Origin of the sequence: Cellulosimicrobium sp. JZ28 (assembly GCF_015327065.1) — a bacterium.
Taxonomy (GTDB): domain Bacteria; phylum Actinomycetota; class Actinomycetes; order Actinomycetales; family Cellulomonadaceae; genus Cellulosimicrobium; species Cellulosimicrobium funkei.
Map to the genome: position 1 here is coordinate 3,241,241 of NZ_CP017660.1, position 18,076 is coordinate 3,259,316.

An 18,076-nucleotide genomic window follows, 5' to 3' on the forward strand; every position below is an offset into this window, starting at 1 on the left:
GACCCGCGCACGGCACAATGTCCTCATGCGTGTCTCGGCGAAGGCGGACTATGCGGTGCGGGCGTGCGCCGAGCTCGCGGCGTCGCCGCACGGCGACCCGGTGCGGGCGGAGGACCTCGCGACGGGTCAGGGCCTCCCGGTGAGCTTCCTCGAACGGATCCTCGGCGACCTGCGCCGGGCCGGGATCGTCGCGAGCGTCCGCGGGCGCTCCGGCGGCCACCGCCTCGCGCGCCCGGCGTCCGAGGTGACGCTCGCCGACGTCTTCCGCGCGGTGGACGGCCCGCTCGTCACGGTCCGCGACGAGCGCCCCCCGAGCCTGGAGTACGACGGCTCCGCGGCGGGCCTGCTCGAGGTGTGGATCGCCCTGCGCGCGAGCGTCCGCGACGTGCTGGACCGGGTGACGATCGACGACGTCGTGCGCCGCGACCTGCCCGACGACGTGCACGCGCTCGCCGCCCGCGCCGACGCGTGGGAGAACCCCTGACGGGAGGCTCCCGTTAACACTGGCCCACGATGCGGGCGGTGCTTCACATAGTGGACCCGCCCGGTCAACCTTGTCAGGACACGTCGGGACCCTCCCGACGGCCCGAGCAAGGAGGCCCCGGTGCGGACCCTCGTCCTGCTGGCCCTCGTGGGCCTCGGCGCCCAGCTCGTCGACGGCAGCCTCGGCATGGCGTACGGCGTGACCTCCACGACGCTCCTGCTCGCGATCGGGACGAACCCCGCGGCGGCGTCGGCGACGATCCACCTCGCGGAGATCGGGACGACGCTCGCGTCCGGCGCGGCGCACTGGCGGTTCGGGAACGTCGACTGGAAGGTCGTGCTGCGCATCGGCGTGCCGGGCGCGCTCGGGGCGTTCGCGGGCGCGACGTTCCTCGCGAACCTGTCGACCGAGGTCGCCGCCCCCGTCATGTCGCTGCTGCTCCTCGCGCTCGGCGTCTACGTGCTCTCGCGCTTCACGTTCGCCGGGCTGCCGACGGGTCGCCTGGGGCTGCCGCTGCGCAAGCGGTTCCTCGCGCCGCTCGGTCTCGTGGCGGGCTTCGTCGACGCCACGGGCGGCGGCGGCTGGGGCCCGGTGGGCACGCCCGCCCTGCTCGCGTCGGGCCGGATCGAGCCCCGCAAGGTCATCGGGTCCGTCGACACGAGCGAGTTCCTCGTCGCGGTCGCCGCGTCGCTCGGGTTCCTCTGGTCGCTCGGCTCGCAGGGGATCGACCTGACGTGGGTCGTGGCGCTCCTCCTCGGCGGGCTCGTCGCCGCGCCGATCGCCGCCTGGCTCGTGCGGATGCTCCCGCCGCGGATCCTCGGCTCGGCCGTGGGCGGCGTCATCGTGCTCACCAACGTCCGCACGCTGCTGCGCTCCGACTGGGTCGACGCGAGCGGCGCGGTCCAGGGCGTCGTGCTGGCGCTCGTCGCGGTCGTCTGGGCCGCCGCCGTCGTCTGGTCGGTGCGGGCGCACCGCCGCGCCGTGGCGGCGGAGGCAGCGGCCGACCCGACACCCGCCGACACCCCCCACCCGGCCCCGGCCACCCGCTGACCCCGTCCCCGCCGAGCAGGTGGTCGTGGTCCGTCCTGGCGGCAGGACGGACCACGACCACCCGCTCGACCTGCGAGGACCGGCTCGATCTCAGTCGCTCGCGTAGCGGCGGACGAAGGTTGCGAGGATGCGGTGGGGCTCCCGGACGTCGCCGCGCCGGACGGCCGCCTCGACGTCGCCCGCAGCCTCGGGCGGGAAGTAGCCGTAGTCCCGGTAGACGCCGATGCGCGTGAGGATGCCCTCCAGGTCGAGCTCCGGGTGGAACTGCGTCGCGTAGAGGTTCTCCTTGACGCGGAACATCTGCACCGGGCACGCGTCCGACGTCGCGAGCAGCACCGCGTGCGGCGGCAGCTCCCGCACCGCCTCCTTGTGGCCCACGTACGCCTCGAACGCGTCGGGCAGGCCCGCGAGCAGCGGGTCGGCCCGGCCCTCCGGGGTGAGCCGGATCGTCACGGGCGAGATCGGCTCGGCGTACGTGTCGTCCAGCACCGCGCCCTCGTGCAGGCCGAGGGTCCCGACGCCGTAGCACGCCCCGAGGAACGGGACGTCGCGCTCGACGATCTCGTCCAGGAGCGGCGCGAGCTCGCGCTCGACCCGGCGCTGCGTCGCCGACTTCTCCGCCTCGGGCCGCGACGAGTCGAACGGGCTGCCGCCGACGATCACCCCCGAGTACGCGTCGAGGTCGATCGCCGGCAGCGGGCCCGCCTCCATCCGGACGCGGTGCAGCTCGTGCGGCGCGAGGCCGGAGTGACGCAGCACCGCCGCGTGCTCGCCGTCCGCGGCCGGGTCCTCCGCCCGGGACGCCAGCAGCAGGAAGGGCTTCATGCCGGTCAGGCTAGGGGCGCTCCGGCGGCCACGCCCGCGGGCGCCGGGCCGCGGCCCGGGCCAGACAGAGCTGCGGCCCGGACGGGGCCGAGGCCCGGCCCCGCGGTCCGTCCCGCCTCAGCTCCAGCGGAACAGCCGGATGCCGAGCGGCAGGAGCACGGCCGTCCACACGACCATGACGACCACCTGCACGGTGGGGAAGCCCTCCTCGAACCACCCCGCCGTCATCGCCTGCGACGCGGCGCCGAGCGGCGTGAACCTGCCGACCTGCGCGACGGCCTCCGGCATCATCGGCCCCGGCGTCCACAGGCCGGAGAGGAACAGGAGCGGGAAGTAGATCAGCGTCCCGATCGCGGACGCCGTGCTCGCCTTGGGTGCGCGCGCCGCGACGAGGGTGCCGAGCGCGTACATCGACGCGACGCCGAGGACGAACGCCAGCACGACCGTCGCCGCGTTCTGCGGCGCCGGCAGGCCGAACACGAGCTGCCCGACGACGAGCGCGACTACGGACGCGACCACGACGGCCACGAGGTTGATGACGAGGTGCGCGACGACGATCCCCTGCGGGCGCATGGGCGTCGTCGACAGGCGCCGCAGCAGGCCCTTCTCGCGGAACGTGGCGAAGTAGACCGGCATGGTCGTCAGGGCCGGGGTCGCGATCGCGGCGGCGAGCACCACGGGCGCGTAGAGCGCGACGGGCGTGAGCCCGCCCCACGGCGGGGGCGCGTCCTCGATCGGCACGCGCATCCCGGGGATGGCGAACCCGACCCCGACGAGCAGGACGGTCGGGAACACGAGCGCGAAGAACACCGTCCCCGGGTCGCGCAGCCAGAGCCGCGCCTCCGTGGCGAGCAGGACGCCGAACCCGCGCCAGCCGCTGCTGCGGCGGACGGGCGCGGCGGACGGGGTCAGGGTCGTGGCGGTCATCGGGACTCCCCTCGGGTCGGCCGGGCGTCGGTCGCGTCCGAGGCGTCGGTCGCGTCCGGGTCGTAGGTGCGGCCGGTCACGGCCACGAAGACGTCCTCGAGCGTCCGGGAGACGGTCCGGACGTCGTCGGGCACGACCTCCTGCTCGGCGAGCGCGAGCACGACGGCGGGCAGCACCCGCCGGGAGCCCGTGACCTCGATCTCGCGCCCGCCGCTCGGCGACGCCTCGACGCGCTCGACGTCCGCGAGCCCCGCGATCGTGTGCAGCGCGAGGTCGTGGTCCGCGGGCGGCACGCGCAGGCGCACGGTGCGCGACGTGTCGACGGAGTCGACGAGCTCCCCGGGCGTGCCCTGCGCGACGACCCGGCCGCGGTCGATGATGACGAGCCGGTCGCACAGGCGCTCCGCCTCGTCCATGAAGTGCGTGACGAGCAGGATCGTCACGCCGCGGTCGCGCACGCGCTCGACGAGCTCCCACGTCGCGCGGCGGGCCGCCGGGTCCAGCCCGGTGGTCAGCTCGTCGAGGATCGCGACGCGCGGGTTCCCCACGAGCGCGAGCGCGATCGACAGCCGCTGCTTCTGCCCGCCCGAGAGCTTGGCGAACGCGACGCGCCGGTGCGCGGAGAGATCCAGCAGGTCGAGGAGCTCCTCCACGTCGCCGGGCGACGCGTAGAACGACGCGAAGAGCCGCATCGCCTCCTCGACCGTGATCTTCTCGTTGAGCGCGGCCTCCTGGAGCTGGACGCCGACGACGTCGCGCACCGCGGCGGGGTCGGCCTGCGGGTCGACGCCGAGCACGCGCACCGTGCCGCCGTCGGCCTGGCGCAGCCCGGCGAGGCACTCGACGGTCGTCGTCTTGCCGGCCCCGTTGGGCCCGAGGATGCCGAAGATCTCGCCCTGCCGGACGGTGAGGCTCACGTCCTCGACCGCGACGGTGCGCGTGCCGGAACCCTGCGGTCCCGGGTACGTCTTGCGCAGGTTCCGGATCTCGACGACCGGGGCGGGCCCGGCCGTGCGGTCGGTGGGCGGGGCGGGCGACGTCGCCGTCGTGCCGCCCGGGGGCGGTGCTGCGGTGCTCATGGTGACCTCCAGGAGGGTGTGCGGCACCCACGGACGGCGCCGTGCGCCGCCCGGACGGGTGGGAGTGCGGTCGGGAGGGTGCTGCCGGTCAGGCGCTCGCGGTGCCCGCGAACTCGACCGGACGGATCGCGACGCCCCGCAGGACGACGCGCAGGAGCAGTGCGGCGAGCACGACCCCGACGAGCCCGCCGAGCACGGCGAGCCAGACGGGGGTGTCGTCGAGACCGACGACGCGCGAGAGCGCGTGGCCGAAGAACCCGGAGCGGAGGAACACCTCGCTCACCACGACGGTCGCGAGCGACGCGACGACGAGGAGCACGCCGCGCAGGAACCCGAAGCCGTAGAAGCCCGCGGCGACGACCATGCCCGCGAGGTAGTAGACGACGCAGAACGTGCCCTCGACGAGGATCATGAGCCCGACCTCGGAGCCGTCCGCGTAGAGCTGCGTGAGGTCCTGCTCCGTCGGCCAGCCGGCCTGGCGGAACAGCGCCCACTCCGCCCACCGCACGAGCGCGGTCGCGATCCCGAACGTGAGCCCGGAGACGGCGGCGCCGATCCACAGGCCGTGCGTGTACGACCGCCGCGTGCCGCCGGCGGCGACGTGCAGCGCGATCGTCATGAGCGGCAGGAGGATGCCCATGACGAAGAGGAAGAACTTCGCGGAGCCCGCGACGCCGCCCACGCCCTCGATGCTCACGTCGTCGTTGCGCAGCATGATCCACAGGACGAGGGCCCCGACGGCGAGCGCGATGAGCCAGAACCACACGCCGACGTACCAGGTGCCGCCGATGAAGTACCAGGCGACGGCGCGGACGCCGCGCCGGTGGGCGGCCTTCTCGAGCGCGCGGCGCTCCGCGGAGCGCGGGGTCGTGGCGGTCATCGTGCCTCCTGCGTGCGGGTGCGGGCGAGCGCGCCGTCCTCGGTGCGGTCGGTGCGCGTGAGGTGGACGAACAGGTCCTGGACGGGCACCGACCCGACCTCGAGCCCGGCCGCGGCGGCCGCGGCCCGCTCGTCGGGGGCGAACGCGCCGAAGAGCGTGACCTGGGCCGTGCTCCCCAGCCGCTGCCGGGCGAGCACCTCCCGGCCCGCGGTGTGGCGCTCGACCACGTCCGCCGGCCCGGTGAGGCTGACGCCGCGCGCGCGGACGTCGTCGGCGTTCTCGGCGAGCAGGACCCGCCCGCGGTCGATGATCACGACGTCCTCGAAGAGCCGCTCGACCTCGGCGATCAGGTGGCTCGAGAGCAGGATCGTGCGCGGGTGCTCGGCGTAGTCCGCGACGAGCGCGTCGTAGAACGCGTAGCGGCTCGGGGCGTCCATGCCGAGGTAGACCTCGTCGAAGATCGTCAGGGGCGCGCGGGCGGCGAGCCCGACGACCGCCCCGAGCGCCGAGCGCTTGCCGCGCGAGAGCTCGTTGGGCTTCTTGCGGACGTCCACCTCGAACGTGTCGAGGAGGCGCCCGGCGAGGTCGGCGTCCCAGTGCGGGCGCACGTCCGCGTAGTACTCGAGCGTGTCGCGCGCCTTGTCGGACTCGCCCACGTCGCCGCTCTCGCGCACGAGCTGGGTGTGCATGGTCGCCCAGACGTTCTCGAACGGGTCCTCGAGCTCGCCGTCCGGGCCGACGCGGACCGTGCCCGACGTCGGGCGCCGGAACGCGGCCAGCAGGGCGGCGAGCGTCGTCTTGCCGGCGCCGTTGCGGCCGAGCAGGCCGGTGATGACGCCGGGCCGGATCGTCAGGGTCGCGCCGTCGAGCGCAGGGTCGTCGCCGCGGGAGTACCGCACGACGACGTCGCGCACCTCGGCGCCGAAGGGCGCGGTCGCGACGGGATGGTCGGTGGGGTGGCTGGTGGGCCGGGCGGTCACGGGTCTCACCTCGGGGTGGGGTCGGTGTCGGGGCCGGTACGGGGTGCGTCGCCGGTCCCGGGACCGGCGGGCCGCGGGCGGCCGAGGACGTGCTCGACGATCTCGGCGGCCGGGATGTCCAGGAGGTCCGCCTGCGCCAGCGCGGGGTCGAGGACCTCGTCGAAGAACCGCGCGCGGTGCTCGGCGAGCAGCCGCTCGCGCGCGCCCGGTGCGACGAACATGCCGAGCCCGCGCCGCTTGTAGAGGACGCCCTCGTCGACGAGCCCGGCGAACGCCTTGGCCGCCGTCGCCGGGTTGATCCGGAACGTCGTCGCGAACTGCGTCGTGGACATGACCTGCTCCTCCTCGGCGAGCTCCCCCGCGAGCACCTGCGCACGGATCATCTGCGCGATCTGGAGGTAGATGGGTTCAGGTCCGTCGAACATGGGGCCCATCCTCTCCCGCCTCGCGCGTTCTGTGGTTCATTACTTGAGTAATGAACCACAGATGGGCTGCCCGGCGCAACCCCTCGTCCGGACGCGCGGCGACCGGCGCCGGGCGGAACGATGGGGACGTCGGTGCCGAGGCCGGTCCCCGCAGGCCGGGTCCGACCGGCTGCGAGGCGGAGGAGGCGGGGTGGGCGGAGCGTGCGAGCCCGCGGGCGGGACGCCCTGGGCCGAGCCGCTGAGCACGTGGACGAGCCTCGCGTTCGTCCTGGCCGGCGCGGCCGTCGTGCTGGCGGCGCGTCGGCCCGGACCGGGGACGCACCCGGCCCCGGGCGTGGCCGACGCCGTGGGTGCGGCGTCGCGCCTGCGCGTGGCCTTCGGGGTGCTGGTCGTCCTCATCGGGGTGGGCTCCGTGGTGCAGCACGGGCCGTCGCCGTCGTGGAACCCCGTCGCGCACGACCCGCCGCTGCTCGGGGCCCTCGCGCTCGTCGCAGCCGACGCCCTCGCGGACCTCACCGGGCGTCGCCTGCGGACGTGGTGGTGGCTCGCACCGACCCTGCTCGGGGTCGTGCTCGCGGCGGTCTCCGTCCCGGCGTCCACCGCCGCCCAGGTGGTCGCGGCGGGCGTCGCCGTGGCCGCGAGCGCCGCGCGCGCGTGGCGACGGCCCGCCGTCCGACGCCGCACGGTCGCCGCGCTCGTGCTGGTCGCCGTCGGCAGCACCGCGGGGACCCTGACCCGCCCGGGCTGGCCGCTGTGCGACGCCGACGGCGCGCTCGGCCTCGCGCTCCCAGGGCACGCCGTCTGGCACGTGCTGGCCGCCACGGCCCTGTGGGTGCTCGCGCCGACCCTCGGGACCCGCCCCGCGCCCGCACGCTCGCCCTGACCCGCTCCCTTCACCCGCCGCGGGCGGTACCCACGGCGGGCCGGCGGTGGGACGCTGGGAGGATCCGGCGTCCGCGGCGGGCCCCGCCCTCCGGCCGCCGGCGGTCCCGAAGGAGTGAGGCAACGATGGTCACCATCAGGCGCGGGTTCTCCAGCTTCTCGGCGGACGACCTCGACGCGACGCGCGCGTTCTACGGGGACACCCTCGGGCTCCCCGTCACGGCACTCGACGGCGGGAACGGTCTGGTGCTCCACCTCGGCGGCGGCTCGGACGTGTTCGTCTACCCGAAGGAAGACCATCGGCCGGCCGCCTTCACGGTCATGCACCTCACCGTCGACGACGTGGACCAGGTCGTCGACGAGCTCGCCGCGAAGGGCGTGACGTTCGAGCGCTACGAGGGGTTCGACCAGGACGAGAAGGGGATCGCGCGCGGCTTCATGGAGGGCGGCGACGGCGCCTGGTTCACCGACCCGGCCGGCAACATCGTGGGCCTCGCGGACGGGGACGACATGGCCCGGCTCGTCGAGGGCTGAGCGCGGCCCGCTGACACCCCCGGCTCGCGAGGTAGAGCCCTGGTCACGACCAGGGCTCTACCTCGGCGGACCAGGGCTCTACCTCGCGGGACCGGGGCTCTACCTCGCGAGGGCGGGGGCGAACGCGGCGCGGACGCCGTCGAGGTCCTGCGCGACGAGCTCGGCGAGCTGCACCGCGTTGAGCGCGGCGCCCTTGCGGAGGTTGTCGTTCGAGACGAACAGCACGAGGCCGCGTCCGCCGGGGACGGACTGGTCGGTGCGGACGCGACCGACGAACGACGGGTCCTTGCCCGCCGCCTCGAGCGGGTTCGGCACGTCCGCGAGCGCGACGCCGGGGGCGGCAGCGAGGATCTCGCGCGCCCGGTCGGGCGTGATCGCGGCGCCGAACTCGGCGTGGATCGCGAGCGAGTGCCCGGTGAACACGGGGACGCGCACGCACGTGCCCGCGACGGCGAGCTCGGGCAGCCCGAGGATCTTGCGGGACTCGTTGCGGAGCTTCTTCTCCTCGTCCGTCTCCTCCTGCCCGTCGTCGACGATCGACCCGGCGAGCGGGACGACGTTGAACGCGACGTTGCGCGGGAAGACGGTGGGCTCGGGGAAGGCGACCGCGCCGCCGTCGTGCACGAGCCCGACGAGCCCGGCACCCGTGCCCTCGGCCGCCGCGCCCGCGACGGCCTGGGCGCGCAGCTCCTCCGCGCCGGCGAGCCCGGCCCCGGAGACGGCCTGGTACGTCGCGACGACCAGGCGCTCCAGCCCGGCCTCGTCCGCGAGCGGCTTGAGGACGGGCATCGCAGCCATCGTCGTGCAGTTGGGGTTGGCGATGATGCCCTTGCGCGCCTCGCGCAGCGCGCCCGGGTTCACCTCCGACACGACGAGCGGGACGTCGGGGTCCATGCGCCACGCGGAGGAGTTGTCGATGACGACGGCGCCCGCGGCGGCGAACCGCTCGGCCTGCGCCTTCGACGTCGCGCCGCCCGCAGAGAAGAGCGCGACGTCGATCCCCCGCAGGTCCTCGGTCGGGGTCGCGGCGACGTCCTCCACGACGACGTCGGTCCCGCGCCACGGGAGCGTCGACCCGGCGGAGCGCGCCGACGCGAAGTAGCGGACGCTCGCGACGGGCAGGTCGCGCTCCTCGAGGAGGCGGCGCATGACCGCGCCGACCTGGCCGGTCGCGCCGACGACGGCAAGGTGCAGACCGGGGGTGCTCTGGGTGCTCATGGTGGGTCCTCTCCTGCGTCGGGTCAGCGGCCGGTGCCGGCGTAGACGACGGCCTCGCCGTCGGCGGCGTCGAGCTCGAAGGCGGTGTGCACGGCGCGCACCGCGTCGTCGAGCGAGTCCTCGCGCGTGACGACGGAGATGCGGATCTCCGAGGTGGAGATCATCTCGATGTTGATGCCCGCGTCGCGCAGCGCGCCGAACAGCTTCGCGGAGACGCCGGGGTGCGACTTCATGCCCGCGCCGACGAGCGAGAGCTTGCCGATCTGGTCGTCGAACTGGAGCGAGTCGAACCCGATCTCGGCCTGCAGCGCCGAGAGCGCGGACATCGCGGCGGGCCCGTCGCCCTCGGGGAGGGAGAACGAGATGTCGGTGAGGCCCGTGCGGGCCGCCGACACGTTCTGCACGATCATGTCGATGTTCACGCCCGAGCCCGCGACGACCTCGAAGATCCGCGCCGCCGTGCCCGGGACGTCGGGCACCCCGACGACGGTGATCTTGGCCTCGCTGCGGTCGTGCGCGACGCCGGAGATGATCGGGTCTTCCATGACGGTCTCCTCGGGAAGGTCTGCGGTGCTGCCGGCGGTGCCGGCCGGGGAGCCGGCGCTCGCGCCGGGGCGCGCGGTGTACGCGTCCGCGCTGACGAACGTGCCGTCCTTGCCGCTGAACGACGAGCGCACGTGGATGGGGACGCCGTACCGGCGGCCGTACTCGACGCAGCGCAGCGCGAGGACCTTCGCGCCGCTCGCCGCCATCTCGAGCATCTCCTCGTACGTGATGCGGTCGATCTTGCGCGCGGACGGCACGATGCGCGGGTCGGCCGTGAACACGCCGTCCACGTCGGTGTAGATCTCGCACACGTCGGCGTCGAGACCCGCCGCGAGCGCGACGGCGGTCGTGTCCGACCCGCCGCGGCCGAGCGTCGTCACGTCGTTCGTCGACTGCGTGACGCCCTGGAACCCCGCGACGATCGCGACCTGGCCGCGGTCGAGGGTCTCGCGCACGCGCGTCGGGACGACGTCGACGATGCGCGCCTTGCCGTGCACCGCGTCGGTGATGAGACCGGCCTGCTGCCCGGTGAACGACTTCGCCTTCACGCCGAGGCTCGTGATCGCCATCGCGAGCAGCGACATCGAGATGCGCTCGCCCGCGGTGAGGAGGATGTCCATCTCGCGCTGCGGAGGGAGGGGGCTGACCTGCTGGGCGAGGTCGATGAGCTCGTCGGTCGTGTCGCCCATCGCCGAGACCACGACGACGACGTCGTTCCCGGCCCGCTTCGCCTCGGCGATGCGCTTGGCCACCCGCTTGATGCTCTCGGCGTCCGAGACGGACGAACCGCCGTACTTCTGCACGACAAGTGCCACGTGCTGCTCCATCTGTCGCCGGCCTCCGTCTCTCTCAACGGCCCGCCGGGTGCTTGTGGGTCGGTCGATGATAGGCACGCGTCCCACGCCCCGGCCAAGCCCGTCCCGCCCTGCGGACCGTGGCGACCGACGCCGGGGTCACACCTCGGGCAGCACGCGCGCCCGCGGACCGGCCACGACGACGTACGCCAGCCCGACGACGACGGCCCCGCCGACGAGGTTGCCGAGGCCCACCCAGGTGAGGTTGCGGCCGAAGTCGGCCCACGTCGTCGGGCCGAGGTCACCGAAGAGCCCGAGGGAGAACGTCGTCATGTTGGCGACGACGTGCTCGAACCCGGACGCGATGAACGCGAGGATCCCCCAGAACAGGATGACCGCCTTGCCCGCCTCCGAGCGCAGGCGCCCGCAGGCCCAGATCGCGGCGCACACGAGGACGTTGCAGAGCACGCCGCGGAAGAACAGCTCTCCCCCGGTCTCGTGCGCCTTGGCCCGCAGCATCGAGGCGACCATCTCGCCCGCCGCCGCGTTGGAGCGCAGCACCCCCGCCTGCGTGACGGCCCAGGCGAAGAGCATCGACCCGGCCAGGTTGCCGACGAGGCACAGGCCCAGCGTGACGACGGCGTCGCGCACCCGGACGGCGCGCGTCGCGACGCCCTGGGTGAGGACCATCATCGCGGACGTGGCGAGCTCGGCCCCGGCGAAGACGACGAGGGTGAGCGCCGCGGCGAACACGCCGCCGGCGACGAGCCGCTCGCCCGGCGCCCCGGCGGCGAGGAACGGTCCCGCCGTCGCGACCATGAGCACGACGCCGACGCCGATGTACGCGCCCGCGAGCATCGCCGCGACGAGGTAGCGCCCGGGGCGTCTGGCGAGGAGCACCTTCTCCCGGGCCGCCTCCGACTGGGTGGTCACCGCCTGGGCGAGGGTCTGCACGCCTCGATCCTCGCCGCCGGGCGGCGTCTCGGACAGGGCCGGTGGTCGCGACGGCGCGGGGCCGAAGGTCCGCCCGCCGGCTCCGGGCCGCACGGTGCGGGAACGCCCGAGGGGCCGCGCGCGGTCTCCCGCTCGCGGCCCCTCGGGCGTCGGTCCCCGGCGGTCGTCAGCCGACGCGGCGCCGGTAGATCGCCGTCGCCCACGCGTAGGCGAGGACGAGGATTCCCACGAGCCACCCGAGCGCGACCCAGATGTCGCTCCCGACGGGCTGGCCGGCGAAGAGGGACCGCAGGGTGTCGACGATCGCGGTGACGGGCTGGTTCTCGGCGAACCACGCGACCGGCCCCGGCATGCTGTCCGTCGGGACGAACGCCGAGCTGATGAACGGCAGGAAGATCAGCGGGTAGCTGAAGGCGGACGCGCCGTCGACCGTCTTGGCCGACAGCCCGGCGACGACCGCGAGCCAGGTGAGCGCGAGGACGAACAGGACGAGGATGCCGAGCACGGCCAGCCACGATCCCACCGACGCGCTCGTGCGGAACCCCAGGAGGAGCGCGACCCCGACGACGAGCGTCACGGAGACGAGGTTGGCCACGAGCGAGGTGAGCACGTGCGCCCACAGGACGCTGGACCGGGCGACGGGCATCGACCGGAAGCGCTCGACGATGCCGCCCTGGAGGTCCAGGAACAGCCGGTAGGACGTGTACGCGACGCCCGACGCGACGGTGATGAGCAGGATGCCGGGCAGCAGGTAGTCGACGTACGACCCGCCGCTGCCGGTGTCGATCGCGCCGCCGAGCACGTAGACGAACAGGAGCATGAGCGCGATCGGGGTCACGGCGGTCGTGATGATCGTGTCGGGGCTGCGCAGGACGTGGCGCAGCGAGCGGCCCGTGAGGGCTCGGGTGTCGGCCAGGGCGTGGGTGGTCATCGGGCTTCCTCTCCTGCCGGGCGGGCGCCGTCGACGCTCGTCCGGTCCGCGGTGGGGGCGCTGTCGCCGGCGTCGCCGACGAGCGCGAGGAACACGTCCTCGAGGGAGGGCTGCTTCTCGACGTACTCGACGGTCGCCGGGGGCAGCAGGGCCTTGAGCTCGGCCAGGGTGCCGTTCTGGATGATCGTCCCCCGGTGCAGTATCGCGATCCGGTCGGCGAGCTGCTCGGCCTCGTCGAGGTACTGGGTGGTGAGCAGCACCGTGGTGCCGCCCCGGGCCAGCTCGCGCACCGTGGCCCAGACCTCGCTGCGGGCCTGCGGGTCGAGGCCCGTCGTCGGCTCGTCGAGGAAGATGACGGACGGGTCGCCGACCAGGCTCATGGCGATGTCCAGCCGACGCCGCATCCCGCCCGAGTAGGTCCCGGCGCGGCGGGCCCCGGCGTCGGTCAGGGCGAACCGGGCAAGGAGGTCGTCCGCGACGCGGCCCGGGTCGGCCAGGTGCCGCAGTCGCGCGACGAGCACGAGGTTCTCCCGCCCGGTGAGCACCTCGTCGACCGCGGCGAACTGCCCCGTCAGCGAGATGGACTCGCGCACCTGCCCGGGCCGGGCGACGACGTCGTGCCCGTCGACGGTCGCGGTCCCCGCGTCCGGCGCGAGCAGGGTGGACAGGATCCGCACGAGCGTCGTCTTGCCCGCACCGTTGGACCCGAGCAGCGCGACGATGCTCCCGCGCGCCACCTCGAGGTCGACACCGCGCAGCACGCGCAGGTCGCCGTACGACTTCTCGATGCCTCGCACCCGGACGGCCGGGGCGAGGGTCTGGTCAGCAGACATCTGCGGATCTCCGATCCTGGGTTCTGGTGGGTTCAGGGCCGGCGGACGACGACGTCGCCGAACCCGGTGCTGGCGTGGATCTCCGCGGTGGCCTCGTCCTCGACGGGGCCCTCCGTGGGCGTGAGGTGGTTGCGCACGCTGCCGTGCTCGGAGCTCGCGTCGAGGAACGCGGCGGTGCCCTCGGGCACGCCCACCTCGATCGAGCCGTACGACGTCGCGAGGGTGACGCTCCCGGAGTCCAGGCGCTCGACCCGGATGCCGGCGTGCGCGGACTTGGCCGTGAGCGCGCCGCTCACGCGCGCCACCGCGATGTCGCCGTGCGCGCCGTGCACGGCGAGCGAGCCGGTGACGGCACCCACCGTCGTCGTGCCGTTGGTCGCCTTGATGGTGCCCTCGCCACGGACCTCCTCGACGCGGACCGACCCGGCGCTGACGCGGGCGTCCAGCGAGCCCCGCACGCGGCGTGCCGCCACGGAGCCCGCCGAGGCCTTGACGTCGAGCCGGTCGACGTCCTCGACGCGGGCGTCCCCGGCGGAGAGCGCCATCTCGACGGTGCCGAGCCTGCCCTCGGCGTAGAGCGAGCCCGCCTTGCCGCGCACGTCGGAGCCTGCGGGCAGCTCGACGGTGATGTCGGCGGTGCCGGACGCGAACGGCAGCACGTACTGCTTCCACGACCCGGGGTAGGAGATCGTCAGGGCGCTGCCGTCACCGTCGACGCGGACCGCCTCGGCGGCGCGGACGCTGCCGGACTTCGCAGGGTCGGTCGGCAGGACCGTGACGACGACGTCGTCGCGGTCCCCGGCGACCACGTGCAGCTGGGCGAACGGCACGTCGACGACGACGGGCAGGGGCTGGGGGCGGGGAAAGTGGGCATGACGAAGCTCCAGGAGTGGTGTCGTGGTGGTGTCAGGTGCGGTCGGAGGAGGCGGGGGCGGGGACCGAGGCGGTCAGCGCACCCAGCCGGTGACGCGGGCGGAGCCGCGCTGCTGCGGGCGGGCCTGCGCGGCAGGGCGTCCGGTGGACTGCTCGAGCGCCGCGGCGACCGCGCGCACGAGCCACGTGTTGACGGAGACGCCGTCGCGCGCGGCGGCGGTCTCGGCCTGCGTCTTGAGGTGGTCGGGCAGGCGCAGGGTCGTGCGGGTCGTGGCCCCCGCCTCCACGTCGGCCGGCGCGGGGCCGGCCGGCGCGGCCGGGGTGCTCGCCGGGACGAGCGCCTCGGTCGGGGCGGGCGCGACGGCGGGGACGGCGACCACGAACTCGGGGGCACCGCCGCGCAGCCGCACGTCCACCGACCCGGGGGCGAGCTCCGCGGAGATCTCCCCCGCCGCGGCGGAGAGCGCGTCGAGGAGGACGAGACGCACGGCCGCGTCCAGCGGAGCGGTCAGGCGCTCGGCGAGCCGACGGCCGTCGTCACCGGCGGCGTCCGCAGCAGCGGCGAGGCGGTCCTGGAGGTCGTCGACATACGGGGTGAGGTCCATGACGCCATCATGGCACCATTTGTGGTGTCACCGCAACCCCTGAATGACAACACGATGACACCACGGGTGACACCCGCCTCGAGACGCCGGGATCTCAGGCCGTGAGGTCGTGGACGACGTCGTACCCGAGCTTGACGATGAGCGCGCCGACGACGACCACGAACACCACGCGCACGAACGCGCTGCCCTTGGCGACCGCCATCCGGGCGCCCACGTACGCCCCGAGCAGGTTGGCCGCGCCCATGACGAGGCCCAGCCCCCACAGCACCGCGCCGTACGGCACGAAGAAGATCAGCGCGCCGGCGTTCGTGGCGAAGTTCGCGATCTTCGCGAGCGCCGACGCCGGCAGGAACGCGTACCCGAGGATGCTCACGAGCGCGATGACGAAGAACGTCCCCGTGCCCGGGCCGAGCAGGCCGTCGTAGGTGCCGATGACGAGGCCGATCCCGGCCGCGGCCCAGCGGTGGCCGTTGCCCTCCCAGCGCAGGTTCGTGGTGTGCCCGAGCTTCGGCTTCGCGATCGTGTAGGCCGCGACGCCGACGAGCACCACGAGGATGATCGGCTTGAACAGGTCGGCCGGGATGCGCGCCGCGAGCGCCGCTCCCCCGACGGCGCCCACGAGCGCCGCGAGCGCCATGGGCCCGGCGGTGCGCAGGTCTGGCCCGACGCGCCGGTAGTACGTCGCGGCGCTCACCGACGTCCCCATGATGCTCGCGAGCTTGTTCGTCGCGAGCGCCTGCACGGGGCTGATGCCCGGGACGAGGAGCAGCGCCGGGAGCTGGACGAGGCCGCCCCCGCCGACGACGGCGTCGATCCACCCCGCCGTGAGCGCGGCGAGGACGAGCAGGAGGACGGTCACGCCGTCGATCTCGAGCCCGCCGGAGACCGGGAGGGAGAGGGCGGGAAGCACCCCCAGTGGTACCACGCCCACGGGGCGCGCCCGGACCGGGTCCACGGCCGGTTCGCGGCGTGGAGGACGCCGCGCCCTTCCCTATGCGTAACCGCACGGTTACGCTTGGCGCATGGACGTGTTCGAGGCCGTCGCCGACGACGTGCGCCGCGACCTGCTCCGCGCGCTGCGGGCGGGGTCGCTCAGCGCGGGCGACCTCGCGCGCGTGCGCGACGACGTCTCCCGCCCGGCCGTGAGCCGCCACCTGCGCGTGCTGCGCGAGGCGGGGCTCGTGGAGGCCGTCGTCGCGGGACGCCGTCGCGTCTACTCGCTGCGGCCCGCCGCGCTCGACCCCCTCGCCGCGTTCGTCGCGGCGCTCACCAGACCCGCCCCGCCCGTCCCGGCGCGGGCGCTCGACGGCCTCGACCTCGAGGTCCGCCGCACGACCCGAGAACGTCGTGCCGGGCGCGGCACGACCCGGCACGAGGAGAGCGCATGAGCGACCCGACGACCCCTTCGACAGCGCCCGTCCCGGCGGCACCCGGTCTGCCGACACCCGGCGGGACGGTGGAGCGCGGGCCCGCGGGCGACGAGCTCGTCGTCACGCGGACGTTCCCCGCGGCGGCCGACGACGTGTGGGCGAGCCTCACGGAGCCCGACCGGCTCGCGCGGTGGATCGGCTACTGGGAGGGCGACCCCGCGACCGGCCGCGTCGAGTTCTTCATGACGGCCGAGAGCGACGACCCCGATCCCGAGGAGTACCGCATCACCCGGTGCGAGCCGCCGCACCGCTTCGCCGGGGTGACGTCCTCGGGCGACCAGACGTGGCACCTGTCCTTCGAGCTCAGCGAGCAGGACGGCGTCACGACGCTGACCTTCCGGCAGCTCCTCGGCCCCGGCGACGACGCCCGGAACATCGGGCCCGGGTGGGAGTACTACCTCGACCGGCTCGTCGCCGTCCGCGAGGGGCGCGACGCCGCCACCGTGCCGTGGGAGCCGTACCTCGCCGGGCTGGCGGACCACTACGGCCGGGCGGCCGACGCCGTCTGACCGTGGGACGCCCGCGGCGCCGAGGGCACCCCAGGAGCCGGGAGTGACGGCTCAGGACTGGAGGGCGTCGTACTCCGCCTCGGTCGCGACGTCGTCCTCGACGTCGAGACGCAGGTGCGCGAGCGCGAGCTGCAGGACGCGCAGCGCGCTCGCGGCGCGCTCCCCCCACAGCGAGACGTAGGAGAACTGCCACCACCACAGGCCCTCGAGCTCGCGGCCGCCGTCGTAGTGCTGCAGGCCCTTCGCGAGGCACTCGGCCACGCACGCGAGGTCGCCCGAGAGCGACGCCGCACCGACCTCGGCGCCGACGAGCGGGTCGGTGATCTCGGCGTAGTCGTCGAACCCGTCGAAGAGCCGCGCGAGCGCCGTCCGCAGCGGGTCCACGTCCGTGTCGCGGCCGGCGTCGGGCTCGAAGCGCTCGACCGGCACGACGTCGCCCACGGCCCCCAGGCGGGCGCCCGCAGCGAGCGCGTCGGACAGCGCGAGGAGCAGGAGCGGCAGCACCGCGCCGGGAGCCGCGCCGGACGCGACCTGCGTCGTCGTGGTGAGGTAGGCGCGGGCCTGCTCCGCCATGCCCTCGGCGATCTCCCGCAGGTCGGGGTCGTTGTGGATCTCCCCCATGCTCGTCACCTCCCGTCAGCCGCCGACGAGGCGGCGGCCCTCGAACGCCCGGCCGAGCGTCACCTCGTCCGCGTACTCCAAGTCTCCACCGACCGGGAGCCCCGACGCGAGGCGGGTCACGCGCAGGCCCATGGGGCCGAGCATGCGCGCGAGGTAGGTCGCGGTGGCCTCGCCCTCGACGTTCGGGTCGGTCGCGAGGATCACCTCGGTCACCTGACCGTCCGCGAGACGGCTCATGAGCTCCGCGATCCGCAGGTCGCCCGGCCCGACGTTCTCGATCGGGTTGATGGCGCCGCCGAGCACGTGGTACCGGCCGCGGAACTCGCGCGTGCGCTCGATCGCGACGACGTCCTTGGGCTCCTCGACGACGCAGATCACCTCGGGCGAGCGGCGCGGGTCCGCGCAGATGCGGCACTGCTCCGACTCCGCGACGTTGCCGCACGTCTCGCAGAAGCGGACGCGCGCCTTCACCTCGGTGAGCGCGTCGGCGAGCCGGCGCACGTCCACCGCGTCGGCGGCGAGCAGGTGGAACGCGATGCGCTGCGCGCTCTTGGGCCCGACGCCGGGGAGTCGGCCGAGCTCGTCGATCAGGTCCTGGACAGCGCCTTCGTACACGCCCCCAGCCTACGGGGCGCGGCCCGCACGGCGGACCCGGCCCGCCGCCGTCGCGGACAGGCCGGGTCCGTGCCCGGGCAC

At 74.6% G+C, this 18,076-nt stretch carries 22 protein-coding genes; 6 read left to right on the forward strand and 16 right to left on the reverse strand.

The window, feature by feature from the left end; translation table 11 throughout:
• Positions 1–25 precede the first annotated feature (25 nt).
• Both BJP59_RS14475 and BJP59_RS14480 read left to right on the forward strand, forming a co-directional pair.
• Complete coding sequence (locus tag BJP59_RS14475) at positions 26–484, forward strand: RrF2 family transcriptional regulator (RefSeq protein ID WP_034652034.1); 459 nt, start codon at positions 26–28, stop codon at positions 482–484.
• Positions 485–604: 120 nt separating this feature from the next.
• Positions 605–1,534: a sulfite exporter TauE/SafE family protein gene (locus BJP59_RS14480; RefSeq protein WP_034652036.1), complete on the forward strand. Its 930-nt coding sequence runs from the start codon at positions 605–607 to the stop codon at positions 1,532–1,534.
• Between the two features lie 90 nt (positions 1,535–1,624).
• Here the strand turns inward: BJP59_RS14480 and BJP59_RS14485 are convergent, their stop codons facing one another.
• From BJP59_RS14485 to BJP59_RS14510, 6 genes are all read right to left on the reverse strand, one after another.
• Positions 1,625–2,359: a glutamine amidotransferase gene (locus BJP59_RS14485; RefSeq protein ID WP_031316529.1), complete on the reverse strand. Its 735-nt coding sequence runs from the start codon at positions 2,357–2,359 to the stop codon at positions 1,625–1,627.
• A gap of 117 nt (positions 2,360–2,476) precedes the next feature.
• Entirely contained in the window at positions 2,477–3,286 is an 810-nt protein-coding gene (locus BJP59_RS14490) for an ABC transporter permease (RefSeq protein ID WP_144679952.1), read from the reverse strand.
• Positions 3,283–4,365, reverse strand: a complete 1,083-nt coding sequence (locus BJP59_RS14495) for an ABC transporter ATP-binding protein (protein WP_194521267.1) — start codon at positions 4,363–4,365, stop codon at positions 3,283–3,285. The genes BJP59_RS14490 and BJP59_RS14495 overlap by 4 nt, the downstream gene beginning before the upstream one ends.
• An 88-nt stretch (positions 4,366–4,453) precedes the next feature.
• Positions 4,454–5,245, reverse strand: a complete 792-nt coding sequence (locus BJP59_RS14500) for a hypothetical protein (protein WP_031315819.1) — start codon at positions 5,243–5,245, stop codon at positions 4,454–4,456.
• Positions 5,242–6,225 (reverse strand): ATP-binding cassette domain-containing protein, encoded by a 984-nt coding sequence (locus BJP59_RS14505; protein WP_194521268.1) that lies wholly within the window; start codon positions 6,223–6,225, stop codon positions 5,242–5,244. Before BJP59_RS14505 ends, BJP59_RS14500 begins: the two co-directional genes overlap by 4 nt.
• A gap of 5 nt (positions 6,226–6,230) precedes the next feature.
• A complete protein-coding gene (locus BJP59_RS14510; RefSeq protein ID WP_031316974.1) occupies positions 6,231–6,650 on the reverse strand; it encodes a GntR family transcriptional regulator in 420 nt (139 codons plus the stop codon).
• Between the two features lie 190 nt (positions 6,651–6,840).
• Here BJP59_RS14510 and BJP59_RS14515 point away from each other — a divergent pair, with 190 nt between their 5' ends.
• Both BJP59_RS14515 and BJP59_RS14520 read left to right on the forward strand, forming a co-directional pair.
• Positions 6,841–7,533, forward strand: coding sequence for a hypothetical protein (locus tag BJP59_RS14515; protein WP_194521269.1), 693 nt, complete (start codon positions 6,841–6,843; stop codon positions 7,531–7,533).
• A gap of 125 nt (positions 7,534–7,658) precedes the next feature.
• On the forward strand, positions 7,659–8,066 hold the full coding sequence (locus BJP59_RS14520; protein ID WP_194521270.1) for a VOC family protein: 408 nt from the start codon (positions 7,659–7,661) through the stop codon (positions 8,064–8,066).
• A gap of 99 nt (positions 8,067–8,165) precedes the next feature.
• Here BJP59_RS14520 and BJP59_RS14525 read toward each other — a convergent pair whose 3' ends face one another.
• The 8 genes from BJP59_RS14525 to BJP59_RS14560 all read right to left on the reverse strand — a co-directional run bounded on the left by BJP59_RS14525 (position 8,166) and on the right by BJP59_RS14560 (position 15,730).
• Positions 8,166–9,284 carry an aspartate-semialdehyde dehydrogenase gene (locus tag BJP59_RS14525; protein WP_194521271.1) on the reverse strand — a complete coding sequence of 373 codons (1,119 nt, stop codon included), beginning with the start codon at positions 9,282–9,284 and terminating at the stop codon, positions 8,166–8,168.
• Positions 9,285–9,307: 23 nt separating this feature from the next.
• On the reverse strand, positions 9,308–10,645 hold the full coding sequence (locus tag BJP59_RS14530) for an aspartate kinase (RefSeq protein ID WP_031316267.1): 1,338 nt from the start codon (positions 10,643–10,645) through the stop codon (positions 9,308–9,310).
• A 138-nt stretch (positions 10,646–10,783) separates the two neighbouring features.
• Positions 10,784–11,578 carry a formate/nitrite transporter family protein gene (locus BJP59_RS14535; RefSeq protein ID WP_144679939.1) on the reverse strand — a complete coding sequence of 265 codons (795 nt, stop codon included), beginning with the start codon at positions 11,576–11,578 and terminating at the stop codon, positions 10,784–10,786.
• 166 nt (positions 11,579–11,744) lie between these two features.
• Positions 11,745–12,509 (reverse strand): ABC transporter permease, encoded by a 765-nt coding sequence (locus BJP59_RS14540; protein WP_114554023.1) that lies wholly within the window; start codon positions 12,507–12,509, stop codon positions 11,745–11,747.
• On the reverse strand, positions 12,506–13,342 hold the full coding sequence (locus BJP59_RS14545; protein WP_194521272.1) for an ABC transporter ATP-binding protein: 837 nt from the start codon (positions 13,340–13,342) through the stop codon (positions 12,506–12,508). The genes BJP59_RS14540 and BJP59_RS14545 overlap by 4 nt, the downstream gene beginning before the upstream one ends.
• A 32-nt stretch (positions 13,343–13,374) precedes the next feature.
• The gene (locus BJP59_RS14550; RefSeq protein ID WP_228485080.1) at positions 13,375–14,172 is read right to left on the reverse strand and encodes a DUF4097 family beta strand repeat-containing protein; all 798 of its coding nucleotides are present in this window, start codon (positions 14,170–14,172) and stop codon (positions 13,375–13,377) included.
• Positions 14,173–14,289: 117 nt separating this feature from the next.
• A complete protein-coding gene (locus tag BJP59_RS14555) occupies positions 14,290–14,820 on the reverse strand; it encodes a histidine kinase (RefSeq protein ID WP_076404492.1) in 531 nt (176 codons plus the stop codon).
• A gap of 94 nt (positions 14,821–14,914) precedes the next feature.
• Complete coding sequence (locus tag BJP59_RS14560; protein WP_194521273.1) at positions 14,915–15,730, reverse strand: TSUP family transporter; 816 nt, start codon at positions 15,728–15,730, stop codon at positions 14,915–14,917.
• 112 nt (positions 15,731–15,842) lie between these two features.
• Between BJP59_RS14560 and BJP59_RS14565 the strand changes: the two genes are divergently transcribed.
• Positions 15,843–16,208, forward strand: a complete 366-nt coding sequence (locus tag BJP59_RS14565; protein WP_114553842.1) for an ArsR/SmtB family transcription factor — start codon at positions 15,843–15,845, stop codon at positions 16,206–16,208.
• Positions 16,205–16,759, forward strand: coding sequence for an SRPBCC family protein (locus BJP59_RS14570; protein ID WP_194521274.1), 555 nt, complete (start codon positions 16,205–16,207; stop codon positions 16,757–16,759). The genes BJP59_RS14565 and BJP59_RS14570 overlap by 4 nt, the downstream gene beginning before the upstream one ends.
• A 51-nt stretch (positions 16,760–16,810) precedes the next feature.
• Here the strand turns inward: BJP59_RS14570 and BJP59_RS14575 are convergent, their stop codons facing one another.
• Together BJP59_RS14575 and recR are read right to left on the reverse strand one after the other, a co-directional pair.
• On the reverse strand, positions 16,811–17,380 hold the full coding sequence (locus BJP59_RS14575; RefSeq protein ID WP_043659926.1) for a DUF5063 domain-containing protein: 570 nt from the start codon (positions 17,378–17,380) through the stop codon (positions 16,811–16,813).
• A gap of 15 nt (positions 17,381–17,395) precedes the next feature.
• Complete coding sequence (recR, locus tag BJP59_RS14580; protein WP_021483478.1) at positions 17,396–17,995, reverse strand: recombination mediator RecR; 600 nt, start codon at positions 17,993–17,995, stop codon at positions 17,396–17,398.
• Positions 17,996–18,076 lie beyond the last annotated feature (81 nt).